Here is a 19,015-nt window from a genome sequence, read left to right as displayed (position 1 = left end):
ATGGCGAGGGCCCGGGCAAGGATCACGGCGTTCCTGCTGGCACTCGGCGTCCTCGCCGGAGCCACGATCAGTTGGCCCGGGCTCACCGCCACACCCGCGTACGCCGCCCCGGTCGCGTACCAGGCGCCCACCGACCTCTGCACGGTGCAGGAGTGGCAGGTCGACTTCCGGGCCTGTGTCGCGAAGCTCCAGCAGGTCGCGGAGACAGAGGCCACCTGCCTGAACCCCCCGACCCCGACCGCACCGGACTCCGGCATGGCCGGCTGGTTCGCCTCCCGCCCCGAGGCATCCAAGCTGCCCGGCCCCAAGGGGTACTACACCGACTACGGCTACGCCGGCTACAGCTACAGCACGTACAAGGTCGAGTCGGGATGTGCCACCACACTGCTGCACCCGGACTACAAGTTCACCAACACCGTCGCCAACGGCGAGTTCATGATGGCCACGGCGATCATCGGCGCCTCGAACGCGCTGCGGGAGCGCGCCTGGGAGCCGGGAACGATGTGGGGTTGGGCCGATCCCCTGGTAGATCAGGCGACCAAGGCGATCTACCAGAAGGTGTTCAGCGTCTTCGGCATCGTCACGCTCTGCGTCGTGGGGCTCTACCTGCTCTGGCGGTCCCGCCAGTCGGACATGAGCAGCGCCATGACCACTGCGGGGTGGGCATTGGTGGTGATGATCGCGGTGACCGCGCTGGCCGCCTGGCCGGTCAAGTCCGCCAACCTCGCCGACGGCGCCCTCGTCTCCACACTCGGCGTCGTACACGACGCCGTCGGCCCGGCGTCCAAGGACGTGCCGCCCGACCGGTGCGTCATGCCCAACCCGGACGCCTGCACGGACAAACGTCCTCCTGCCGTCCGTGCGAGTGACACGGCTGCCGAGGCGATGCTCTACCGCAACTGGTTGCGTGGTGCCCTCGGCTCGGCCGACAGTGAGACCGCCCGCAAGTACGGTGCGGCGCTGTACGACGCCAAGTCGCTGTCCTGGGGAGAGGCGGAGAAGATCCGCACTAGTCCTGAGACCCGTGATGCCACCATCGCCGCCAAGAAGCAGCAGTGGATGACCGTCGCGGCGCAGATCGAGCGGGAGGATCCGGAGGCGTTCGAGTACCTGCAGGGCGTCCGGGACATGGACCGGGTCGGCGCGGGCTTCATCGCCGTACTGGCCGCCCTGCTCTTCGCGATGTTCGACCTGACCGCTTCACTACTCGTCCTGCTCGGCTTCCTGATCTTCCGGTGGGCGGTGATCGCCGCACCCATCCTGGGTACGATCGGCCTGCTCCGTCCGGCCAGCGCCGGCCTGCGTCGCCTCGGCAACGCGGTGGTGGCGGCCCTCTTCAACATCGCGATCTTCGGCACGGGCGCCGCCATCTACCTCTTCGCGGTCGACCTCATCATGAGTACCGCCACGCTGCCGGGCTGGCTGCAGGTGGTCCTGGTCTGGCTGTGCGGAGTGGTCGGTTGGCTGCTGCTGCGCCCGTACCGGCGGATCACCCAGTTGGGCGGTAAGGACAGCAGCGAGGCGGTCAGTTCCGCCGGATCCTGGCACCGACGGTTCTTCCGCGACATGCGGACCGCCGCCCGGCTCGACGTGGCCGAGCCGGGCGGGACCACCGAACCGGGCATGGGACGGCGCCGAGCCCTCGCGCCAGAGCAGCCGAAGGTGCGCCCGGAGGCCCGGCCGGACCCGGTACCCACCGGCGGCCCGAATGCTCCGCAACGTCCGGACGCACCGCAGCGCCCGGACGGACGGGAGCCCAAGGGCACGCCCGGCCCGGTGGATGAGCCGCGTCCCGAGGGGCGGCCCGCGGCGCCCCGGCCACGCCGTCGCCAGCCCGCCTCCTGGACTCAGCCGGACGTACCCGAGGAGAACCCGTCGTTCGCCATCTACCGTCCGGGCTCGGCTGAGCGTGCACCCGAGAAGGTGACGCCGCGGGTTCGGTCCGAGGCCCGGTGAGCGTCGTGCGGCGCGCGGTCGAGTTCGTCTTCACCCGGTTGTTGCGGTCCCGGCTTGGCGTCGCGCTCGGCATCGCGGTCCTGGTGATCGGCGTGGTCGGGGTCGCCAGGGTGGTGTCCGGTCCGGACGACTCGGCCGGACTGCGCAACCGCCCGCCGGCTCCGATCACGACGGTGCACCCGACCACCGGTGACGACGGCGCGATCTCGACGACCACGACACCGTCGCCGGTCACCCGTTCCGGCGAGCCCACGCCGGAACGGATCGCGGAACGCTTCACGACCGCCTGGCTCGGGCAGCCCGGCCAGTCTGCGGAGCAGTGGCAACAGGAGCTACGCCCGTTCGCCACCCCGGCGCTCCTCGACAAGCTCGCCGGCGCGGATCCCGCGGGTGTGCCCGCCGGAGAGGTGACCGAGGAGGTGACCGTGCGCCCTCGGAGTGAGACCTTCGTGGAGGCACTGGTCACGCTCGACACGGGGCGGCTGAGGCTCGAACTGGTGGCGCCGGACGGGCGATGGTTGGTGGACGCCGTGGACTGGGAGCGGGCATGAGCGAGCGTCGGCGAGTGAGTCAGCGGTGCCGTGCGGTCGTGTATGACGGTGGCGCGGAGCGCAGCAGCGGAGCGCCGTCATGAGCAGCGAGAACAGTCCGCGTCGTCGGCCGGTCCGGGTGGGCGCGCTCGCCGCGGCGCTCACCGCCGCGCTCGCCTTGCTCTGCTGCACGGGTGGTGCCGGTGCCTTCTTCCTCAGCGAGCTGGGCGGCGAGTCCGCCGAGCAGATCGACCCGGTCAGCATGGAGTGCACCGGAGAGTTCGAGGTCGACGTCACCGGCAAGATGCCCCGCTTCTCCGACTACGGGGAACGACAGATGCGCAACGCTGCGGCGATCATCAAGGTCGGTCAGGAGATGAAGGTGCCGGCCCGGGGCTGGGTGGTCGCCGTGGCGACCGCAATGCAGGAGTCGCGGCTGCTCAACCTGGCCAACCGAACGGTCGCCGAATCGCAGGACATCCCCAACGAAGGCGTCGGCGCCGACCACGACTCGGTCGGTCTGTTCCAGCAGCGCGCCTCGTGGGGATCGGTCCGGCAGCGGATGAACCCGGCGTACGCATCCCGCAAGTTCTACGAGAAGCTCGTGGACGTGCCCGACTGGGAGAAGCTGCCGCTGACCGTGGCCGCCCAGCGGGTCCAGATCAGCGCCTTCCCCGACGCGTACGCCAAGCACGAGGAACTGGCCTCGCGCATCGTCGACGCGCTCGCCGGTGGCGCCGCGCGGTCGGCGCTGATCGCCGGCCAACAGGTCTGCGACGCGGCCGCCTCCGGCGACATCGCCGCCTCCGGCTGGACCGCACCGATCCCCGGCGGCGTGGGCTCCGGTTTCCGGACGGCCAGTCGGCCCGGGCACAACGGGGTGGACATCGCCGCACCGAAGGGCACCCTGATCAGGGTCGCGGCCACCGGTCGCGTCATCGTCTCCCGCTGCGACCCGGACCGGCGCGGCCGACTGAGCTGCAATGTGGACGGCTGGCCGGGCAAGGGCGGCTGCGGCTGGTTCGTGGACGTGCTGCACGCCCAGGGTTTCATCACCCGGTACTGTCACCTGGTCAGTCGTCCCCGGGTCCAGGTCGGGGACACCGTGCAGGCCGGCGAGGTGATCGGCGAGGTGGGCAGCAGCGGCAACTCCTCCGGACCGCACCTGCACTTCGAGGTGCACGTCGACAGTGACCGGAGCAGTCGGGGGGCCATCGACCCGGTGCCCTTCATGCGGTCCAAGGGCGCGCCGCTCAAGGGCGCGGGGTGAGACGCCCGCCGTCATGACCGGACCACTGCCCGACCCCTTCGCCGATCAGCCGGACTGGGCACCACGACCACCCCGCCCGATCGAGATCGTGCCTGCCACCGGCCGCGTCGAGCTTCGCGGGCAACGCGTCCTGGTCGGGTTGCCCGGCCTCGGGTGGCGCGCCGACCTGCGGGCCGACGAGCGGGTGGTGCAGAACAGCCGCACCTACGTGCCGGTGATCCCCGAGCACGAGTGGTACCGCGCCGAGTCCGATCAGGTGGAGGTCTTCGCACCACTGGTACCGGTCGAGCGGGTCTGGGTCGAGACGGTGGGCACACGCGCCCCCTCCACCGAGGACGGCAGTCTACGGCTCGTTTCGCTGGACGCACCGGCTCACCGGGCCCCCACCCCGGTGTTCGAAGCGGACGCGGTCACCGGCCGACGCGTCGTACACATGGTCGACACCGTCGAGCACCGCGACCTGCGGGCCGTCACCGAGACCTACTCCGGTGCCGAAGGCGACATCTGCGTACGCGTCGCGCCCGAGCTGGAGTGGTACCGCTGGGCCTGGCGCGGCCAGTCTCCAACCACACTGGAAGTGCCCGTACATCTGTTGTGGGTCGAATAGGAGCTCAGCCTTCTGGCACTGCTGAACAGACGCGCCAATCATCACGCAGCTGAGTAGCAAACATCCATGACTGGCGGTCGGTTTGTCTAAGGCCATCGACCTGTGCGGAGAAGGTGACATCAACACGAACCTCGGCGTTGTTGCCATTCTTGGTGACCTGAAGCTCCTCCCAGCTGACCCACAGCGCGGTTCCGAAGCGCTCCTCGCGAGCGCCGAGGTCGCTTCTAAGATCGCCCAACTGCTCCAGGTTTGTGCCGCCGTCGCAAGTGAATAGATCCGCACGGACATCGTTCTTGTCGACCAGAAACGCGCGGAGATAGTTGTCCACCACCGCCGCAGGTGTACTGCGGTCGGGAGTGGTGGCGCGGTCGTATAGGACGAAGCCGGTTATTCCGCCTGTCAGGCAGAGTGCCGCCACCGCTCCGGTGATCACCATCAGTACCTTCCGCAGCCGCCGCCGAGGCTGGGGTGGCGCCGGCGCGGTCGAGGGCGGCGCCAGATCCTCCGGCGGGGTCCGTTGCGCCGGTACGCGGGAGACCTGGGAACCGGCGGGGGGCGGCACTGATTCCACCCCCTGAGGCTAACGGCTGGACGCTGTGGACCCAATGCCCCAGATTCAGCAGATCGTGACGGACCACTCCCGTCCGGTGAGATCCACGACAACACCGGCGCTGCGTCGCCGCGCATCCCCGAGGAGGCGCTGCGGCTGGGATACCGTCGACTCTGCCCGGGATCTGGTGCCGAACTCGGGCGGAGGAGGTGGACTCGGTGGGCGGTCCGAAGGCACGGACGCTCCGCGCCGCCACGCTGCACCGCCGAGCTGCCGCGACGGTCACAGCGGCGGCAGTGGTCCTCGACGAGACCCGGCCCGCTCCCGCCGACCAGCGCCGCCAGTACGCGCTCGCCGAGCGGCTGCGCGGCGCCGCACAGATTCTCGCGCCCGGCTGGGCCGGTGCCGCGCTCGACGAGATCGCGTCGAACTGTCCCGCCGGGGAGGGTCCGCCGTCCTTCGTCCGGGTGGGCACCGCCGCGCCACTGGACGATGCCCGCTTCCCCGCGCTGATCCCGCTGGTCGGCACGGGGCATCTGGCCGTCGACGTCGACGCGCACGATCCTCGGGTGGCCGGGTTGCTGCGGGCCGTGCTGCTCCGCTTGGTGGCGGCGACCCCGGCGGGGGCGCTGCTGGTGCGGGCGGTGGACGCGACGGATGGGGTGCTCGGGCCGTTCGGGGCGCTCGGTGACGCCGGGGTGCTCTCGCCGTCGGCCACGACCGTCGACGGTCTGCGGGCGGTGTTGGCCGATGCGGAACGGTGGGTGACGCCGGGGGCCTCGGGTACCCGTCGGCACGACCGGTCGATGTTGTTGGTGGTCGCGGCCCTGCCGGACGGCGCCGGGGCGACCGAACTGGCGCGGATCGAGGCGCTTGCCGAGCAGGGGCCGGCCGCCGGGCTGCACCTGGTGGTCGCCGGCTGGCCGGCGGCCGGACGTGCTCCGCTGCCCCGGGCCACGGCGCTCTCCGTCCGCACCGCGTACGCGCTGCTGGGCGACCCGCCCGGGGCACCGTTCACGAGCGCGGGCACCGGCTCGCCGGGCGGGTTGAACTCGCCGGTGTTCGTCGAGCCGGATCCGCCGGCCGAGTTGGTCGACACCGTCTGCCGCCGGCTCGCCGCGCAGATCGAGGCCGGTACCCGGTTGTCCCTGTCGGGCCTGCTGCCGCCGCACGACGACGAGTTGTGGCAGGTGGACGCTTCCGACGGGCTGAGCACCACGGTCGGGGACGCCGGTGGGCGTCCGGTGCCTCTGGGCTTCACCGAGTTGACGCCACACTGGCTGGTCAGCGGCCGGTCCCGGATCTGTCGCGCCACGTTCCTGACCACGGCGCTGCTGGGTCTCGCCGCCCGGTACGGCCCGGAGGAACTGGAGCTGTACCTGGTCGACCTCGGTGCGGGCGAGTCCTTCGCGGAGTTCCTGCAGACCGAGCGGGACCGGTCCTGGGTGCCGCAGGTGCGGGCCGCGGCGATGGCCGCCGACCGGGAGTACGTGCTGGACCTGCTGGAGCAGTTGACGGCGGAGGTGCACCGGCGGTCCGAGGCGGCGACCCGCGCGGGTGGGCAACGTTTCGCCGAGCTGCGGCGGCACCGCCGGTTGCCCCGGGTGGTCTGCGTGGTGGAGAACCTGCCGCTGCTCTTCGCCGAACGGGACCGGTTGGCCGCCGACGTGGTGGCCCGGTTGGACGCGCTGACCCGGGCGGGCCGCGCGTACGGGGTGCATCTGGTGTTGGCCGGCGAGGGCGATCTGGGGCTGGGCGTACGCGACGGTGGGCAGCGGGACTCGCTGCTCGGCCAGTTCCCGGTGCGGGTGGCGCTGCCGGGCGGCGGGCCGGTGCTGGAGCCGACCAACGACTCGGCAGCGGGGCTGCCGGTGGGCAGCGCGGTGGTGAACACGGCCGGGGGGCTGGGTGGTCCGCGTGGCGCGATCCGGGGCCACGAGCGGATGGTCCGGTTCCCCGATCCGCAGGACGAACCGGACGTCGTGGAGGGTCTGCGGCATCGTCTCTGGCAGGCGCGTCCGGAGGGCAGCGTGCCGCCGGTGGTCTTCGCCGGGTTCGCGTACCCCTCGTTGCGTAACGATCCACGGCACCGGTCGGCCGAGTCCGGGCAGGCGTTGGCACCGGCGGCGCTGCTCGGGCGGGCGGTGGAGGTGGCCCGGAGCACGGTGGCCGTGCCGCTCGGTCCGGCCGCCGGGCGCAACCTCGCCGTCCTCGGGCCGCGCCCGGAGGCGACCCGGCTGTTGGTCACGGCCGCCCGGACCACGGCCACGCACCACCCGCAGGGGACGGCCCGCTTCGTGATCGCCGTGCCGGATGCCGAGTCGCGGTCGTCCGCCGACGACCTGGCGCGGGAACTGGCGGACCGACATCCGGTGGAGACGGTGGACCTGGCCGGGTTGCTCGCGGTCGTGGACGCCGGGAAGCCGGCCTATCTGGTGGTGTTCGGGTTGGACGTGGCGCCGCCCGAGCAGTTGCCACCGGATCGGCTGCGGGCGCTGCTGCGGGAGGGCCCTCCGGCGGGGCAGCACCTGCTCGGTTGGTGGCGCACGGTGCCGTCGTTCGCGGCGCTGCTCGGGCCGGAGGAGACGGTCGACAAGCTGACTGCGGTGGCGGTGGCGGGTGTGCCGGGGGCGCAGCTCACGCCGGTGTTCGGTCGGCCGGTGGAGTGGCGGCCCCGGCCCGGGCGGGTGGTGCTCTGGGACGGTCCGGCCGAGCGTGGGCTGGTGCTGGTGCCGTACGACGTGCCGGATGACGTGGACGGGGAGGCGGCGTGACGGGCAGCGGATCGTCGACCACGGCCGCCGGGCCGGTGCGGCAGCGGACCGGCGGGACGTCGCCGTCCGGTGCCACCGATCCGGTGGCGGCGGCGTGGGCCGACTATCTGGCCGCGACCCGTCAGCTCGACGGGGTACGTCGGGACGCGGCGACCGCCGCCAGCGAGCAGGCGCGGACGGTCCAGGCGGCCCGCGAGGAGTTGACGGCGGTACGGACCCGGTTGGCACCGCAGGAGGCCCAGCTCCGGGAGTTGGGGCTACCGCCGATGTCGCTGGTCCCGTCGCCGCCGGAGCTGACCGAGGCGACCCGCTCGATGACCGGTGGATCGGGGGCGGTGCTGGCCGCGTTGCGGGAGGCGAACCGCTGGGCGCATGGTGCGGACGACGTGCTGGCGGCCCGGGGTCTGCCCGGGGCGGCTCACTGGCCGGCCCGGCCGCGCAACCTGCTGCTGTACGGGCCGTTGGGGCTGCTGGTGCCGCTGTTCCAGGTCGTGGCGTATCTGGTGGCCGGCAGCGGCGCGGTGGCGGTGCTGGCTCTGGTGGTCGGGCTGCCGGCACCGGCGGTGGCGTTCGGCGCGGGCTGGCTCGCGGTGGGGCGGCTCTTTCCGCCTCGACCGGGTGAGCGGGTGGACCGGACACCTCGGTTCGGCGCGTTGGTTTGCCTGGTCCCGGCGGTGGTGGCCACCGCCGGGATCGTCCTGGCGATGCTGGCCGCCTGAGCGGGCCGGGCTCCGGGGACACCGGTGCCCGGCCGATCCCCGTGACGGGGACGTCCCGAGCCGCTCAGCGCGGGATGATCAGCGCCATCGCCTCGGCGCGGGACTTGGCGTCCCGTTGCAGTGTGCCGCGTACCGCCGAGGTGATCGTCTTGGCACCGGACTTCTGGATGCCGCGCATGGCCATGCACATGTGCTCGCACTCCAGCACGACGACCACGCCCCGGGGCGCCAGCCGCTCCATCAGCAGGTCGGCGATCTGGGAGGTGAGCCGCTCCTGCACCTGCGGACGCCGCGCGAAGACCTCGACCAGTCGGGCCAGTTTGGACAGGCCGGTGATCCGACCGTCGGGCCCGGGGATGTAGCCGATGTGCGCGCTGCCCCGGAACGGCAGCAGGTGATGCTCGCAGAGGCTCATCACGTCGATGTCCCGGACCAGCACGAGTTCCTCGTGGTTGGCCTCGAAGGTGGTGGTGAGCACGGTGGCCGGGTCGACCCGCAGGCCGGCGAAGAGCTCGGCGTACGCCCGGGCCACCCGGGCCGGGGTCTGCTGGAGGCCGTCGCGGTCCGGGTTCTCGCCGACCGCGATCAGGATCTCGCGGACCGCCTTCTCGATCCGGCCGAGGTCCATGGTGTCCTCGACCGGGCGGCCGGTGAGCCGGCCGTTGACCAGCCGGGCGGCGATGTAGTCGAGGTCGTCGAGATCGTCGATGTCGGGCTCGGTTGCGGAGGCGGCCGATCCCCGTGGCTGGGGACCGGCCGCCGTGTCGTCGGTGCTCAGTGCGGGCCGTCCGAGTTGTTCGAGCTGACGCCACCGACCGTGGTGGCCTGGGCGCCGTCGGCCTCGGCCTGCACCTTGAGCGCGTCCTTCTCGGCCGGGGTGAGCACGGGCGGCTCGGTGGAGGGCTGCCGCTTGCCGAAGCCGTTGTACGGCGCCATCGGCGGACGCTTCACCACCCGGGCGCAGATCCGGGCCATGTCGGCGGTGGAGAGGGTCTCCTTCTCCATCAGCTCGAGCACGATGTTGTCCAGGACGTCCCGGTATTCGACCAGGATCTCCCAGGCCTCGTCGTGGGCCAGTTCGATCAGCGCCCGCATCTCGCCGTCGATCTCGGCGGCGACGGCGTCGGAGTAGTCCCGCTCGTGGCCCATGTTGCGGCCGAGGAACGGCTCGTCACCGCTGGTGCCGTACTTGATCGCACCGAGCTTGGAGCTCATGCCGTACTGCGTGATCATCGCCCGGGCCAGCGCGGTGGCCTTCTCGATGTCGTTGCCGGCACCGGTGGTGGGCTCGTGAAAGACGAGTTCCTCGGCGGCCCGGCCACCCAGCGCGTACGCCAGGGTGTCGATCATCTCGGCCCGGGTCTGGGTGTACTTGTCCTCGGTGGGCAGCACCAGCGTGTGCCCCAGCGAGCGACCGCGCGACAGGATCGTCACCTTGTGCACCGGCGCGGCGTGCGGCAGTGCCCAGGCGACCAGCGCGTGCCCACCCTCGTGGTACGCGGTGATCTTCTTCTCCTGGTCGCCCATCACCCGGGTCCGGCGCTGCGGGCCGGCGATCACCCGGTCGATCGACTCCTCCAGCGACTCGTTGCTGATCGCCCGCTGGTCCTTGCGGGCGGTCAGCAGGGCCGCCTCGTTGATCACGTTGGCCAGGTCGGCGCCGCTGAAGCCCGGCGTCCGCTTGGCCACCGAGTCGAGGTCGACGTCGGGCGTGAACGGCTTGCCCTTGGCGTGCACCCGCAGGATGGCCTTGCGACCCTCCATGTCGGGGGCGTCGACCGGGATCTGCCGGTCGAAGCGGCCCGGGCGCAGCAGCGCGGGGTCGAGAATGTCCGGCCGGTTGGTGGCGGCGATCAGGATGACGCCGCCCTTGACGTCGAAGCCGTCCATCTCGACGAGGAGCTGGTTCAGCGTCTGCTCGCGCTCGTCGTGCCCGCCGCCCATGCCAGCGCCACGGTGTCGACCGACGGCGTCGATCTCGTCGACGAAGACGATCGCCGGGGCGTTGGCCTTGGCCTGCTCGAACAGGTCGCGGACCCGGCTGGCGCCGACACCGACGAACATCTCCACGAAGTCGGAGCCGGAGATCGAGTAGAACGGCACGCCCGCCTCACCGGCGACCGCCCGGGCGAGCAGCGTCTTACCGGTTCCGGGCGGCCCGAAGAGGAGCACGCCCTTCGGGATCTTCGCGCCGAGCGCCTGGTACTTTGCCGGGTTCTGCAGGAAGTCCTTGATCTCGTGCAGCTCCTCGACGGCCTCCTCGGAGCCCGCGACGTCCGCGAAGGTCGTCTTCGGGGTGTCCTTGGTGATCATCTTCGCCTTGGACTTGCCGAAGTTGAGCACCCGGGAGCCGCCGCCCTGCATCTGCGACATGAAGAACAGCAGCAGAAGCACCAGCAGCACGATGGGGAGCAGGTTGACCAGCAGGCTGACCCAGATGCTGTCGGAGGACACCTCCGTGTCGGCAGGCCCGGTGACCCGGTTGTTCGCCTTGGCGTCGAGGACCTGGTTCCAGACCTCGTTACCGACCTCGTACGGGAACTGGGCCTCGATCAGCTTGGTCTTCGTCTCGCCGAACTCGGCCTCTTCGGCCAGGTCCAACTGGATCGTCTGTTCCTTGTCCTGGAAGACGACCTTCTCGATGCCGCCCTTGTTGAGCTGGTCGAGCGCGACTGAGGTGTCCACGCGGTGGTAGCTGGGCCCACCGGTGAACAACTGACTGAGCACGACGGCGCCGAGGATGACCAGGATGACCCAGAACACCGGTCGGCGGAAGAAACGCGTACGTTCCATGCTGTTGTCGAGCGCCGAGACGCCCGCATCCTCCTGATCGACGTCCTGACCGACTGTGGGTGTCGCCGCTTGGGCGGCTGCCGGAGCCGCCGTGCGGGCCGGCCTCGACCCCGGGGCACGAACTGTCGCGCCACGGTCATTCGACGGTACACCGTACGAGACGGATCTGAGCTGGCGAGCCCAGCACTTACGCGTACGGCGAACCGGATGTCGACCGGCGTGACGGAGAGCGGATCCCACCGTCACCGGAGTCCACGGTAGCCCGACCAGCTGAAAGTCGGCTGAACGTCGGCCGGACCGGCGACGCCGGACCCGACGCTCACCCCGATCGGGGGCTGAGGTCAGGAGCGCGCGTACACCTCCGGCTTGAGCACCCCGACGTACGGCAGCTCGCGGTAGCGCTCGCCGAAGTCGAGGCCGTACCCGACGACGAACTCCGTCGGGATGTCGAAGCCGACGTACTTCACCGGCACCGTCACCTTGACCGCGTCCGGCTTGCGGAACAGCGCGACCACCTCGACGCTCGCCGCGGACCGTGACTCCAGGTAGCGCAGCAGCCAGGACAGGGTCAGCCCGGAGTCGACGATGTCCTCCACGACGACGACGTGCCGACCGGCGATGTCCCGGTCGAGGTCCTTGAGGATGCGGACCACGCCGGAGGAGGTGGTGCCCTGGCCGTAGGAGGAGATGGCCATGAAGTCGAGCTCGGCGGGAGGTCCCTGGCGGCCCAGCGCCCGGGCGAAGTCGGCCATGAACATGACCGCGCCCTTGAGCACGCAGACGAGCAGCAGCCCGTCGGTGACGTGGGCGTAGTCCGCGGAGACCTGCTTTGCCAGTTCCGCGGTCTTCTCGCGGATCTGCGCCTCCGAGATGATCACGTGGTCGATGTCGGCGTCGTACCAGGAGCCGTCAGCCATGGCCCTAGCCTGCCGTACGCCCCGGCTTCGCCGTCGGCGGGGCCGCCTCTTTCGGGACGGCCCCGGCCCGGATCTTTCCGACGAAGGGTATGAACCACCTCAGTACGGGTGGGATCGCCAGCGGTGGCCGCCGTCGGACGGCTTCCAGTCGGCCGAGTCGCGGCTGTCCGCGGTCAGCCCGACGGCCGAGAGCAGGGCGAGGAGCAGAAAGAACACGAGGAAGAACAGGAATCCCATGGCGGCGCTCGCTTTCATCTGGTTTCTGGTGTTCTCGCCGCCGGTGCACCGGGCTTGACATCAGTCTCCGGGACGCCCCACCCACCCGACAGTGGCAGGAATGCCATTCACCCTCGATTTTCCGCCACCCCTCGGGTTACCCTCGTCACATGCTCCGCTCGGTCGCGGTACTCACCCTGGACGGCGTCGCCCCGTTCGAAGTCGGCGTGCTCGCCGAGGTCTTCGGCACCGACCGCACCGCCGACGACCTGCCCGGCTACCGCTTCGACCTGTGCAGCCCGCAGGGCGCCCCGGTGCGTACCATCGCGGGTTTCGGCCTGGTGCCCACCGCCGATCTCGGCCCGATCGACCGGGCCGACCTGGTGGCCGTGCCGGCGCACCACGGCACCGAGGCGCCCGCCGAGGTGCGCGAGGCGCTGCGGCGGGCCGCCGACCGGGGGGCGTACCTGTTCAGCGTCTGCACCGGGGCGTACCTGCTGGGTGAGGCCGGGCTGCTCGACGGCCGGGAGTGCACCACGCACTGGCGGCACGTCGACGAGTTGCAGCGACGCAACCCCACCGCCCGGGTCCGCTGCAACTCGCTCTACGTGCAGGACGACCGGCTGCTCACCAGCGCCGGCACCGCCGCCGGTATCGACGCCTGCCTGCACCTGGTACGCCAGGAGCACGGCTCGGCCATCGCCACCCGGCTGGCCCGGCGGATGGTGGTGCCGCCGCACCGCGACGGCGGCCAGTCGCAGTACGTCGAGGCGCCGATCCCGAAGGCACCCGAGGCACCCACCCTGGAGCCGGTGCTGGAGTGGCTGATGGAACGGCTCGACCAGCAGCTCACCGTCGACGACCTGGCCGCCCGCGCGGGGATGGCGCCCCGGACGTTCGCCCGCCGGTTCCGGGCGGAGACCGGCACCACCCCGCACGACTGGCTGACCGGCCAGCGGGTGCTGCTGGCCCGACGGCTGCTGGAGGACACCGGGCTGTCGGTGGAGGCGGTCGCCGAACGGGCCGGCTTCGGGGACGCCGCAGCGCTGCGGCACCACTTCACCCGCCGGGTCGGCGCCACCCCGCACCAGTACCGCACCACGTTCCGCGACCGCGCCCCGACGGGCTGACTCGGCGCGCCGCCTAGAAGCCTCCGGCGGTGCCGTCGACGCGGGACTCCGAGCCGGCGACGTAGCCGCCGTCGGGACGACGCCAGATCGCCTGCCCGTACCCGAAGACGGCCGGCTCGTCCGCGACGGTCACCCGGTGGCCCCGGGCGCGCAGGTCGGCGACGAGCTCGACGCCGCCCGGCCCGTCCGCCAGGGGCTCCTCCACCAGCAGCGACCGGCCTGCGTGCCAGTACCAGCGCGGGGCGTCCAGCGCCGCCTGCGGGTCGAGACCGGCGTCCACGGTCGACGAGATCAACTGCACGTGTCCCTGGGGCTGCATGTGTCCGCCCATCACCCCGAACGGCCCGACCGGCGCACCGGCGCGGGTCAGGAACCCGGGGATGATGGTGTGGAACGGCCGCTTCGCCGGGCCCACCACGTTGGGGTGGCCGGCGTCCAGGCGGAAGCCGAGACCCCGGTTCTGCAGGGCGAAGCCGTGTCCGGGCAGCACCACGTGCGAGCCGAAGGCCAGATAGGTGGATTGGATCAGGCTCACCATCATCCCGTCGGCGTCGGCGGCGCAGAGGTACACCGTGCCGCCGCGTTCCGGGATCCCGGCGACCGGATCGGCGGCCTGCCCGGTCATCGCGGACCGGCGCGAGGCCAGGTACTCGGGGGAGAGCAGCGCCTGGATCGGCAGCCGCATCCGGTCCGGGTCGGTGACGTGGGCGTGCGCGTCGGCGAAGCCGAGCTTGACCGCCTCGATCTGCCGGTGCCGCCACGACGTGTCGGCCGGGTCGAGCCCGTCCAGCACACCCAGGGCGATCAGGGCGGCCACGCCCTGCCCGTTCGGCGGCAGCTCCCACACCTCGTGGTCCCGGTAGCCCACCGCCACCGGATCGACCCAGGTGGAGGTGTGCGCCGCCAGGTCGTCGCCGGTGAGCAGCCCGCCGGTCCGGGCCGCGTGGTCGGCCAGAGCCGCCGCGATCCCTCCCCGGTAGAACTCCTCGGCTCCGCTGCGCGCGATCAGTCGCAGGGTCCGCGCGGCGTCCGGGTTGCGCCACCGCTCGCCGGGGCGGGGCGCCCGCCCGTCCGGAGCGAAGACCCGGGCGAACTCGGCGTACTCCCCGCCGGTGCGGCCGGCGTGTCCGGCGACCGCTCGGGCCCACGTCTCGGCGGTGCCGGTGGAGACCGGGTGCCCGTGCTCGGCGTACCCGATGGCGTCGGTGAACAGGTCGGCGAAGGGCAGCGAGCCGAACCGGTCGTGCAGGTCACGCCAGCCCGCCGGCACGCCGGGCACGGTCACCGGCAGCCAGCCCCGGGCCGGCATCGCCGGGCCCCGGGCCTGCGCCCCGCCCAGCGCGTCGACGGGCTCGGCTCCCCGGCCGTCGGTGGCGGCCAGCACCACGTCCCGGGTCAGCGCGGACGGTGACCGGCCGGAGGCGTTCAGCCCGTGCAGCCGGTGGCCGTCCCAGACGATGGCGAACAGGTCACCGCCGATGTCGTTGGACGGCGGCTGCACCACGGTCAGGGTGGTCGCGGTGGCCAGGGCGGCGTCGACCGCGTTGCCGCCCCGGCGCAGCACGGCCAGCCCGGCCGCCGTGGCCAGCGGGTGGCTGGTGGCCACCGCGCCGTGCGGGGCGAACAGCGGCCTGCGGGGGTACGTCACGTGTCGACCTCGCCGTCGTCCGTCGCGGGTGTCGGGTCCGCCGGCAGCAGGCGGTCGCGGTGTCGGCGGACCCGCAACCCGCCGGGCAGGTACGCCGCGCCCTGTCCCCGCCAGTCGGTGACCAGCCTGTCCAGCGCGGCGACGTGCCGGTGCGACAGGGCGGCGGGTACGGCGCCCAGCTCGTGCGCCCAGGTGTGCAGCACCCGGCTGCGCAGCGCGGGAGCGAGGTCGGCCAGCGCCTTGGCGGCCAGCCCGCCGTCGGGGTGCCGGGCGGCGGTCAGCGCCTCGACGGCCAACCCGTCCAGCACCGCGTTGTCCGCCGCGACCAGCCGGGCGGTCCGGGCCAGGTTGTCCACCACCGCCGGGCCGAGCGCCTCGACCAGCGCGGGCAGCACGTCGGCCCGTACCCGGGACCGGGCGTACGCCGGGTCGGTGTTGTGCGGGTCCTCCCACGGGGTCAGGCCCAACGCGGCGCACACCGCCCGGGTCTGCTCCCGCCCGGTCTCCAGCAGCGGCCGGAGCAGCGGCATCCCGGCCAGTTGCCGGATCGCCGGCATCCCGGCCAGCCCACGGGGGCCGGCACCTCGGGCCAGCGCGAGCAGCACCGTCTCCGCCTGGTCGTCCCGGGTGTGCCCGGTGAGCACCGCCGCCGCCGCATACCGGCCGGCGACCTCGGCCAACGCCTGGTAGCGCGCCTCGCGGGCGGCGGCCTCCGGGCCACCGGGTCGGCCGGTGACCTGCACCCGGACCACCTCCACCGGTGCCAGCCCGCTCTGCCGCGCCCAGTCCGCGACCGCCTCGGCGCGCTCGGCGGATCCGGGCTGCAACCCGTGGTCGACGGTGACCAGCCCGGCGGCCCGTCCCGACCGGGGTACCACGAACGCGGCGGTGGCGGCCAGGGCGAGCGAGTCGGCACCGCCGGAGCAGGCCACCAGCACCGGCCCGGACGCCGTCAGCTCGGCCAGCGCGCGACGGACCGCGACGCGGATCGCGGCGACCGGCGGGGCGAGTGGGGCCATGCTCAGTCGGCGGGGGGCTTCGGCCCGACCGGACCGTGCACCCGGGCCACCCAGGCGTCCGGTTCGCTCAGCTCGGAGAGGCGGGGCAGGGTCAGCGGGGACTCGAAGATCCGGTTGAAGCCGGCCATCCCGACCCGGTCCACCACCGCATGGACGAACTTGCGGCCCTCGGCGTACTGCCGCAGCTTGACGTCGAGGCCGATCAGGCGGCGGACCGCCTTCTCCACCGGGTTGCCGGCGTCCCGGCGTCGGTCGAACCCGGCCCGGATCCGCTCGACACTCGGGATGACCTGCGGCCCGACGCCGTCCATCACGAACTCGGCGTGCCCTTCCAGCAACGTCATCAGCGCGGTCAGCCGGTCCAGCACGGCGCGCTGCCCCGGGGTCTGCACGATGTCCAGCACGCTGGCCCGGCTCTCCGGGTTGCGTACCACGTCGGCGAGGGTGCCCACGCCCCGGCGCAGCCGCTCGACCAGGTGCTCGCCCCCCTGCGAGGCGTCCACGAACGCCTGGACCTCGCCCAGGAAGTACGCCCGCATCCACGGCACCGCGGTGAACTGCGTCCGGTGGGTCACCTCGTGCAGGCAGACCCAGAGCCGGAAGTCACGTGGCTCGGCGCCCAGCTTCCGCTCCACCTCGACGATGTTCGGCGCGACGAGCAGGAGCTGCCCCGGGTCGGCGGAGAAGACCTCGTACTGACCGAGCACCCGCCCGGACAGGTACGCCAGCACGGTTCCCGCCTGGACCCCGGTGACCCGTGACCCGATCGCCTCGGTGAACGCGCCGGGCTGCTTGTCCTCGGCGAGCCGACCGACCAGCGGAGTGATCACCTCGCGCAGACCGGCGATGTTGGTCGCCGCCCAGTCGCGCCGGTCGACCACCCGTACCGGCGGATGGGCCACCTGCGACGTCAGCCCGGTGTAGTCGGCGACGTGCGCGGCCGCCTCGTCGGTCAGCCGGCGCAGCTCGGCGACCACCTCGGTGGCCTCGGCGTACGACACCCGGGGGCCCGACTTGCCCAGCGCCCCCGCGGTAGCGGCGGCCAGATCCCAGTCCACGAACTGCGCCATGCCACCCACCGTACCCGCGCCGCGACACCCGTCCCCGGATCGTGCCCGGTGCACCCGGCCCACCGGGTCAGGGGCAGCCGCAGGTGGCGAGCGCCGCGGCGATCCGGTCCAGCGCCACCCGGGCGGGTTCCATGCCGTCCGGCGGCACCTGGTCGGTGAGCACCGCGAAGGTGAGCAACCGGCCCTCGGCGGTGGTCACCACTCCGGCGATGGCGTGTACCCGGGTCAGCGTGCCGGTCTTGGCGCGGACCACGCCCATCCCGGCGTCCGTGCCGGGTGCCGAACCGTAGCGGTCGCGCAGCGTGCCGGACCAGCCGCCGACCGGCAGTCCAGCGAAGATGCCGCCGAGTTCGGGCCGGTCCGGCCCGGCCGCGAGCGCCAGCAGCTCGGTCAGCAGCGCCGGACTGATCAGGTTGCTCCGGGACAGGCCGCTGCCGTCGGCGAGCGTCAGCCCGTCCACCGGCAGACCCAGTTCGGGCACCATCTCGGCCATCGCCGTGGCGGCACCGGCGAACGACGCGGGCTGGCCGCGGGCCAGCGCGACCTGGCGGGCCAGCGCCTCGGCGACGATGTTGTCGCTCTCACTGATCATGACGTCGACCAGGCGGAGCAGCGGTGGCGAGTGCACCACGCCCAACTCGGTGCCGGGTTCGGTGGTGCCGGTCGCGTCGACCGGGGCCACCGGTGCGGTGCCCTTGCCGACCGCTGCGGCCGGTACGCCGAGCAGCTTGGCGAAGGCCCGTCCGGCGCTGAGGTCCGGCTCGGGTACCCGCTCGGCCCACCCCCGCCCCGCCTTGGGGTCCTTCCGGGCACCGTCGAGCATCAGCGCGGTGATCGCGCTGCCGTAGCCGCCGGTGGGGATGTCGTCGTCCCAACCCGGCTCGAAGACCGGCCCGGAGAACAGCGAGGAGTCGACCACCACGCGGGTCGGCGGGGTGCCGCCCAGGGCGGTACGCACCTGCTCGGCGAGGTTTTCCAGGCTGGCCGCACCGGGGTAGAAGCCCTTGGCACCGGCGGTCAGCGTCGGGTCCCCGCCACCGACGACGACCACCTCACCGGGCTGGGCGCCGGCTACCGCGCGAGTCGGGATCCGGTAGCCGGGGCCACGGGCGGTCAACGCGGTGACCGCGGTCAACAACTTCGTCACCGACGCCGGCACGGTGGCCTCGGCGCCGTCCCGGTCGAAGAGCGACTGCCCGGTGAGGGCGTCGGCCACGGCGAGGTGGACCCGATCACCGAGCGCGGGGTCACCGAGCAGCGGGTCGAGCACGGCACGCATCCCGTCGGCGCTGGGCACGGGAGCGCCGACGTCGGCTGCGGCCAGCACCGCGGCCGGCGCGGGCTCGGACGACTCGGCGACCGCCGACGAATCGGGGTCGTCGCCCAGCCACTGACCGACCGGGCCGGGGCGTACCACGACCACACCCACCCCGACCAGCACGAGTGCCAGCACGGCGGCGAGCACCAGCGGCAATCGTCGGCGCAGGGCGGACGACGGCGCAGACGGTGTCCCCTGGTCGGCCAGGGCGGCGGTGTTCCCGGGTGGGGCCGGCGGCACCGCACCGGAGTCAGCCTGCGGGCCGGACGGCGTGTCGGCGGCCGGGACCGCGACGGACGCGGCGGGAACGCTCACCCGACCGACCGGACCGGCCTCGGTGCCGGGCGTGCCGGACACGCTGCCCTGGGGCACGGAGGCGGATGGGGTGGCACCGGGTGCCGGGCTCGTCGCAGCGGGGTCCGCAGGTGTCGGCGACGGTGTCCGGAGCAGGTGCGCGCCGGGCACCACCACCCGCCCGGTCGCCGGTGTGACCGGCGG

Annotated in this window: 16 protein-coding genes; 7 read left to right on the top strand and 9 right to left on the bottom strand. The window is 72.8% G+C overall.

Annotated elements, in window-relative coordinates:
* The 4 genes from ACIBMZ_RS00610 (at window position 1) to ACIBMZ_RS00595 (ending at window position 4,363) form a co-directional block, all read left to right on the top strand.
* Window positions 1-1,956 (top strand): MFS transporter, encoded by a 1,956-nt coding sequence (locus tag ACIBMZ_RS00610; RefSeq protein WP_396689779.1) that lies wholly within the window; start codon window positions 1-3, stop codon window positions 1,954-1,956.
* Window positions 1,953-2,507, top strand: coding sequence for a hypothetical protein (locus ACIBMZ_RS00605; protein ID WP_396689777.1), 555 nt, complete (start codon window positions 1,953-1,955; stop codon window positions 2,505-2,507). Before ACIBMZ_RS00610 ends, ACIBMZ_RS00605 begins: the two co-directional genes overlap by 4 nt.
* Before the next feature lie 79 nt (window positions 2,508-2,586).
* Window positions 2,587-3,756 (top strand): M23 family metallopeptidase, encoded by a 1,170-nt coding sequence (locus tag ACIBMZ_RS00600; RefSeq protein WP_396689775.1) that lies wholly within the window; start codon window positions 2,587-2,589, stop codon window positions 3,754-3,756.
* 13 nt (window positions 3,757-3,769) lie between these two features.
* Window positions 3,770-4,363, top strand: a complete 594-nt coding sequence (locus ACIBMZ_RS00595; protein ID WP_396689773.1) for a hypothetical protein — start codon at window positions 3,770-3,772, stop codon at window positions 4,361-4,363.
* 4 nt (window positions 4,364-4,367) lie between these two features.
* Here the strand turns inward: ACIBMZ_RS00595 and ACIBMZ_RS00590 are convergent, their stop codons facing one another.
* The gene (locus ACIBMZ_RS00590; protein ID WP_396689771.1) at window positions 4,368-4,934 is read right to left on the bottom strand and encodes a hypothetical protein; all 567 of its coding nucleotides are present in this window, start codon (window positions 4,932-4,934) and stop codon (window positions 4,368-4,370) included.
* Window positions 4,935-5,122: 188 nt separating this feature from the next.
* Here ACIBMZ_RS00590 and ACIBMZ_RS00585 point away from each other — a divergent pair, with 188 nt between their 5' ends.
* The gene (locus ACIBMZ_RS00585; RefSeq protein ID WP_396689769.1) at window positions 5,123-7,687 is read left to right on the top strand and encodes an FtsK/SpoIIIE domain-containing protein; all 2,565 of its coding nucleotides are present in this window, start codon (window positions 5,123-5,125) and stop codon (window positions 7,685-7,687) included.
* Window positions 7,684-8,406 (top strand): hypothetical protein, encoded by a 723-nt coding sequence (locus ACIBMZ_RS00580; RefSeq protein ID WP_396689767.1) that lies wholly within the window; start codon window positions 7,684-7,686, stop codon window positions 8,404-8,406. The genes ACIBMZ_RS00585 and ACIBMZ_RS00580 overlap by 4 nt, the downstream gene beginning before the upstream one ends.
* Before the next feature lie 64 nt (window positions 8,407-8,470).
* Here the strand turns inward: ACIBMZ_RS00580 and folE are convergent, their stop codons facing one another.
* From folE to ACIBMZ_RS00560, 4 genes are all read right to left on the bottom strand, one after another.
* Window positions 8,471-9,088, bottom strand: coding sequence for a GTP cyclohydrolase I FolE (gene folE / locus ACIBMZ_RS00575; protein ID WP_117227356.1), 618 nt, complete (start codon window positions 9,086-9,088; stop codon window positions 8,471-8,473).
* A gap of 92 nt (window positions 9,089-9,180) precedes the next feature.
* Entirely contained in the window at window positions 9,181-11,199 is a 2,019-nt protein-coding gene (gene ftsH / locus ACIBMZ_RS00570; RefSeq protein ID WP_396689765.1) for an ATP-dependent zinc metalloprotease FtsH, read from the bottom strand.
* 341 nt (window positions 11,200-11,540) lie between these two features.
* Window positions 11,541-12,116, bottom strand: coding sequence for a hypoxanthine phosphoribosyltransferase (gene hpt / locus ACIBMZ_RS00565; protein WP_013736289.1), 576 nt, complete (start codon window positions 12,114-12,116; stop codon window positions 11,541-11,543).
* A gap of 99 nt (window positions 12,117-12,215) precedes the next feature.
* Window positions 12,216-12,353 (bottom strand): hypothetical protein, encoded by a 138-nt coding sequence (locus ACIBMZ_RS00560; protein ID WP_396689763.1) that lies wholly within the window; start codon window positions 12,351-12,353, stop codon window positions 12,216-12,218.
* A 149-nt stretch (window positions 12,354-12,502) separates the two neighbouring features.
* Between ACIBMZ_RS00560 and ACIBMZ_RS00555 the strand changes: the two genes are divergently transcribed.
* On the top strand, window positions 12,503-13,462 hold the full coding sequence (locus ACIBMZ_RS00555; RefSeq protein WP_396689761.1) for a GlxA family transcriptional regulator: 960 nt from the start codon (window positions 12,503-12,505) through the stop codon (window positions 13,460-13,462).
* A 13-nt stretch (window positions 13,463-13,475) separates the two neighbouring features.
* Here the strand turns inward: ACIBMZ_RS00555 and ACIBMZ_RS00550 are convergent, their stop codons facing one another.
* The 4 genes from ACIBMZ_RS00550 to dacB all read right to left on the bottom strand — a co-directional run bounded on the left by ACIBMZ_RS00550 (window position 13,476) and on the right by dacB (window position 18,685).
* Window positions 13,476-15,110, bottom strand: a complete 1,635-nt coding sequence (locus ACIBMZ_RS00550; protein WP_396689759.1) for a gamma-glutamyltransferase family protein — start codon at window positions 15,108-15,110, stop codon at window positions 13,476-13,478.
* Entirely contained in the window at window positions 15,107-16,129 is a 1,023-nt protein-coding gene (tilS, locus tag ACIBMZ_RS00545) for a tRNA lysidine(34) synthetase TilS (RefSeq protein WP_396689757.1), read from the bottom strand. Before tilS ends, ACIBMZ_RS00550 begins: the two co-directional genes overlap by 4 nt.
* A gap of 2 nt (window positions 16,130-16,131) precedes the next feature.
* The gene (locus ACIBMZ_RS00540) at window positions 16,132-17,199 is read right to left on the bottom strand and encodes a zinc-dependent metalloprotease (RefSeq protein WP_396689755.1); all 1,068 of its coding nucleotides are present in this window, start codon (window positions 17,197-17,199) and stop codon (window positions 16,132-16,134) included.
* 67 nt (window positions 17,200-17,266) lie between these two features.
* Window positions 17,267-18,685, bottom strand: coding sequence for a D-alanyl-D-alanine carboxypeptidase/D-alanyl-D-alanine-endopeptidase (gene dacB, locus ACIBMZ_RS00535; protein ID WP_396690933.1), 1,419 nt, complete (start codon window positions 18,683-18,685; stop codon window positions 17,267-17,269).
* Window positions 18,686-19,015: the final 330 nt, after the last annotated feature.

This window comes from Micromonospora sp. NPDC049900 (assembly GCF_044461025.1).
Taxonomy (GTDB): Bacteria; Actinomycetota; Actinomycetes; order Mycobacteriales; family Micromonosporaceae; genus Micromonospora.
Note: the sequence above shows the minus strand (reverse complement) of the source record. Positions and strands in the feature narration are given on the sequence as shown.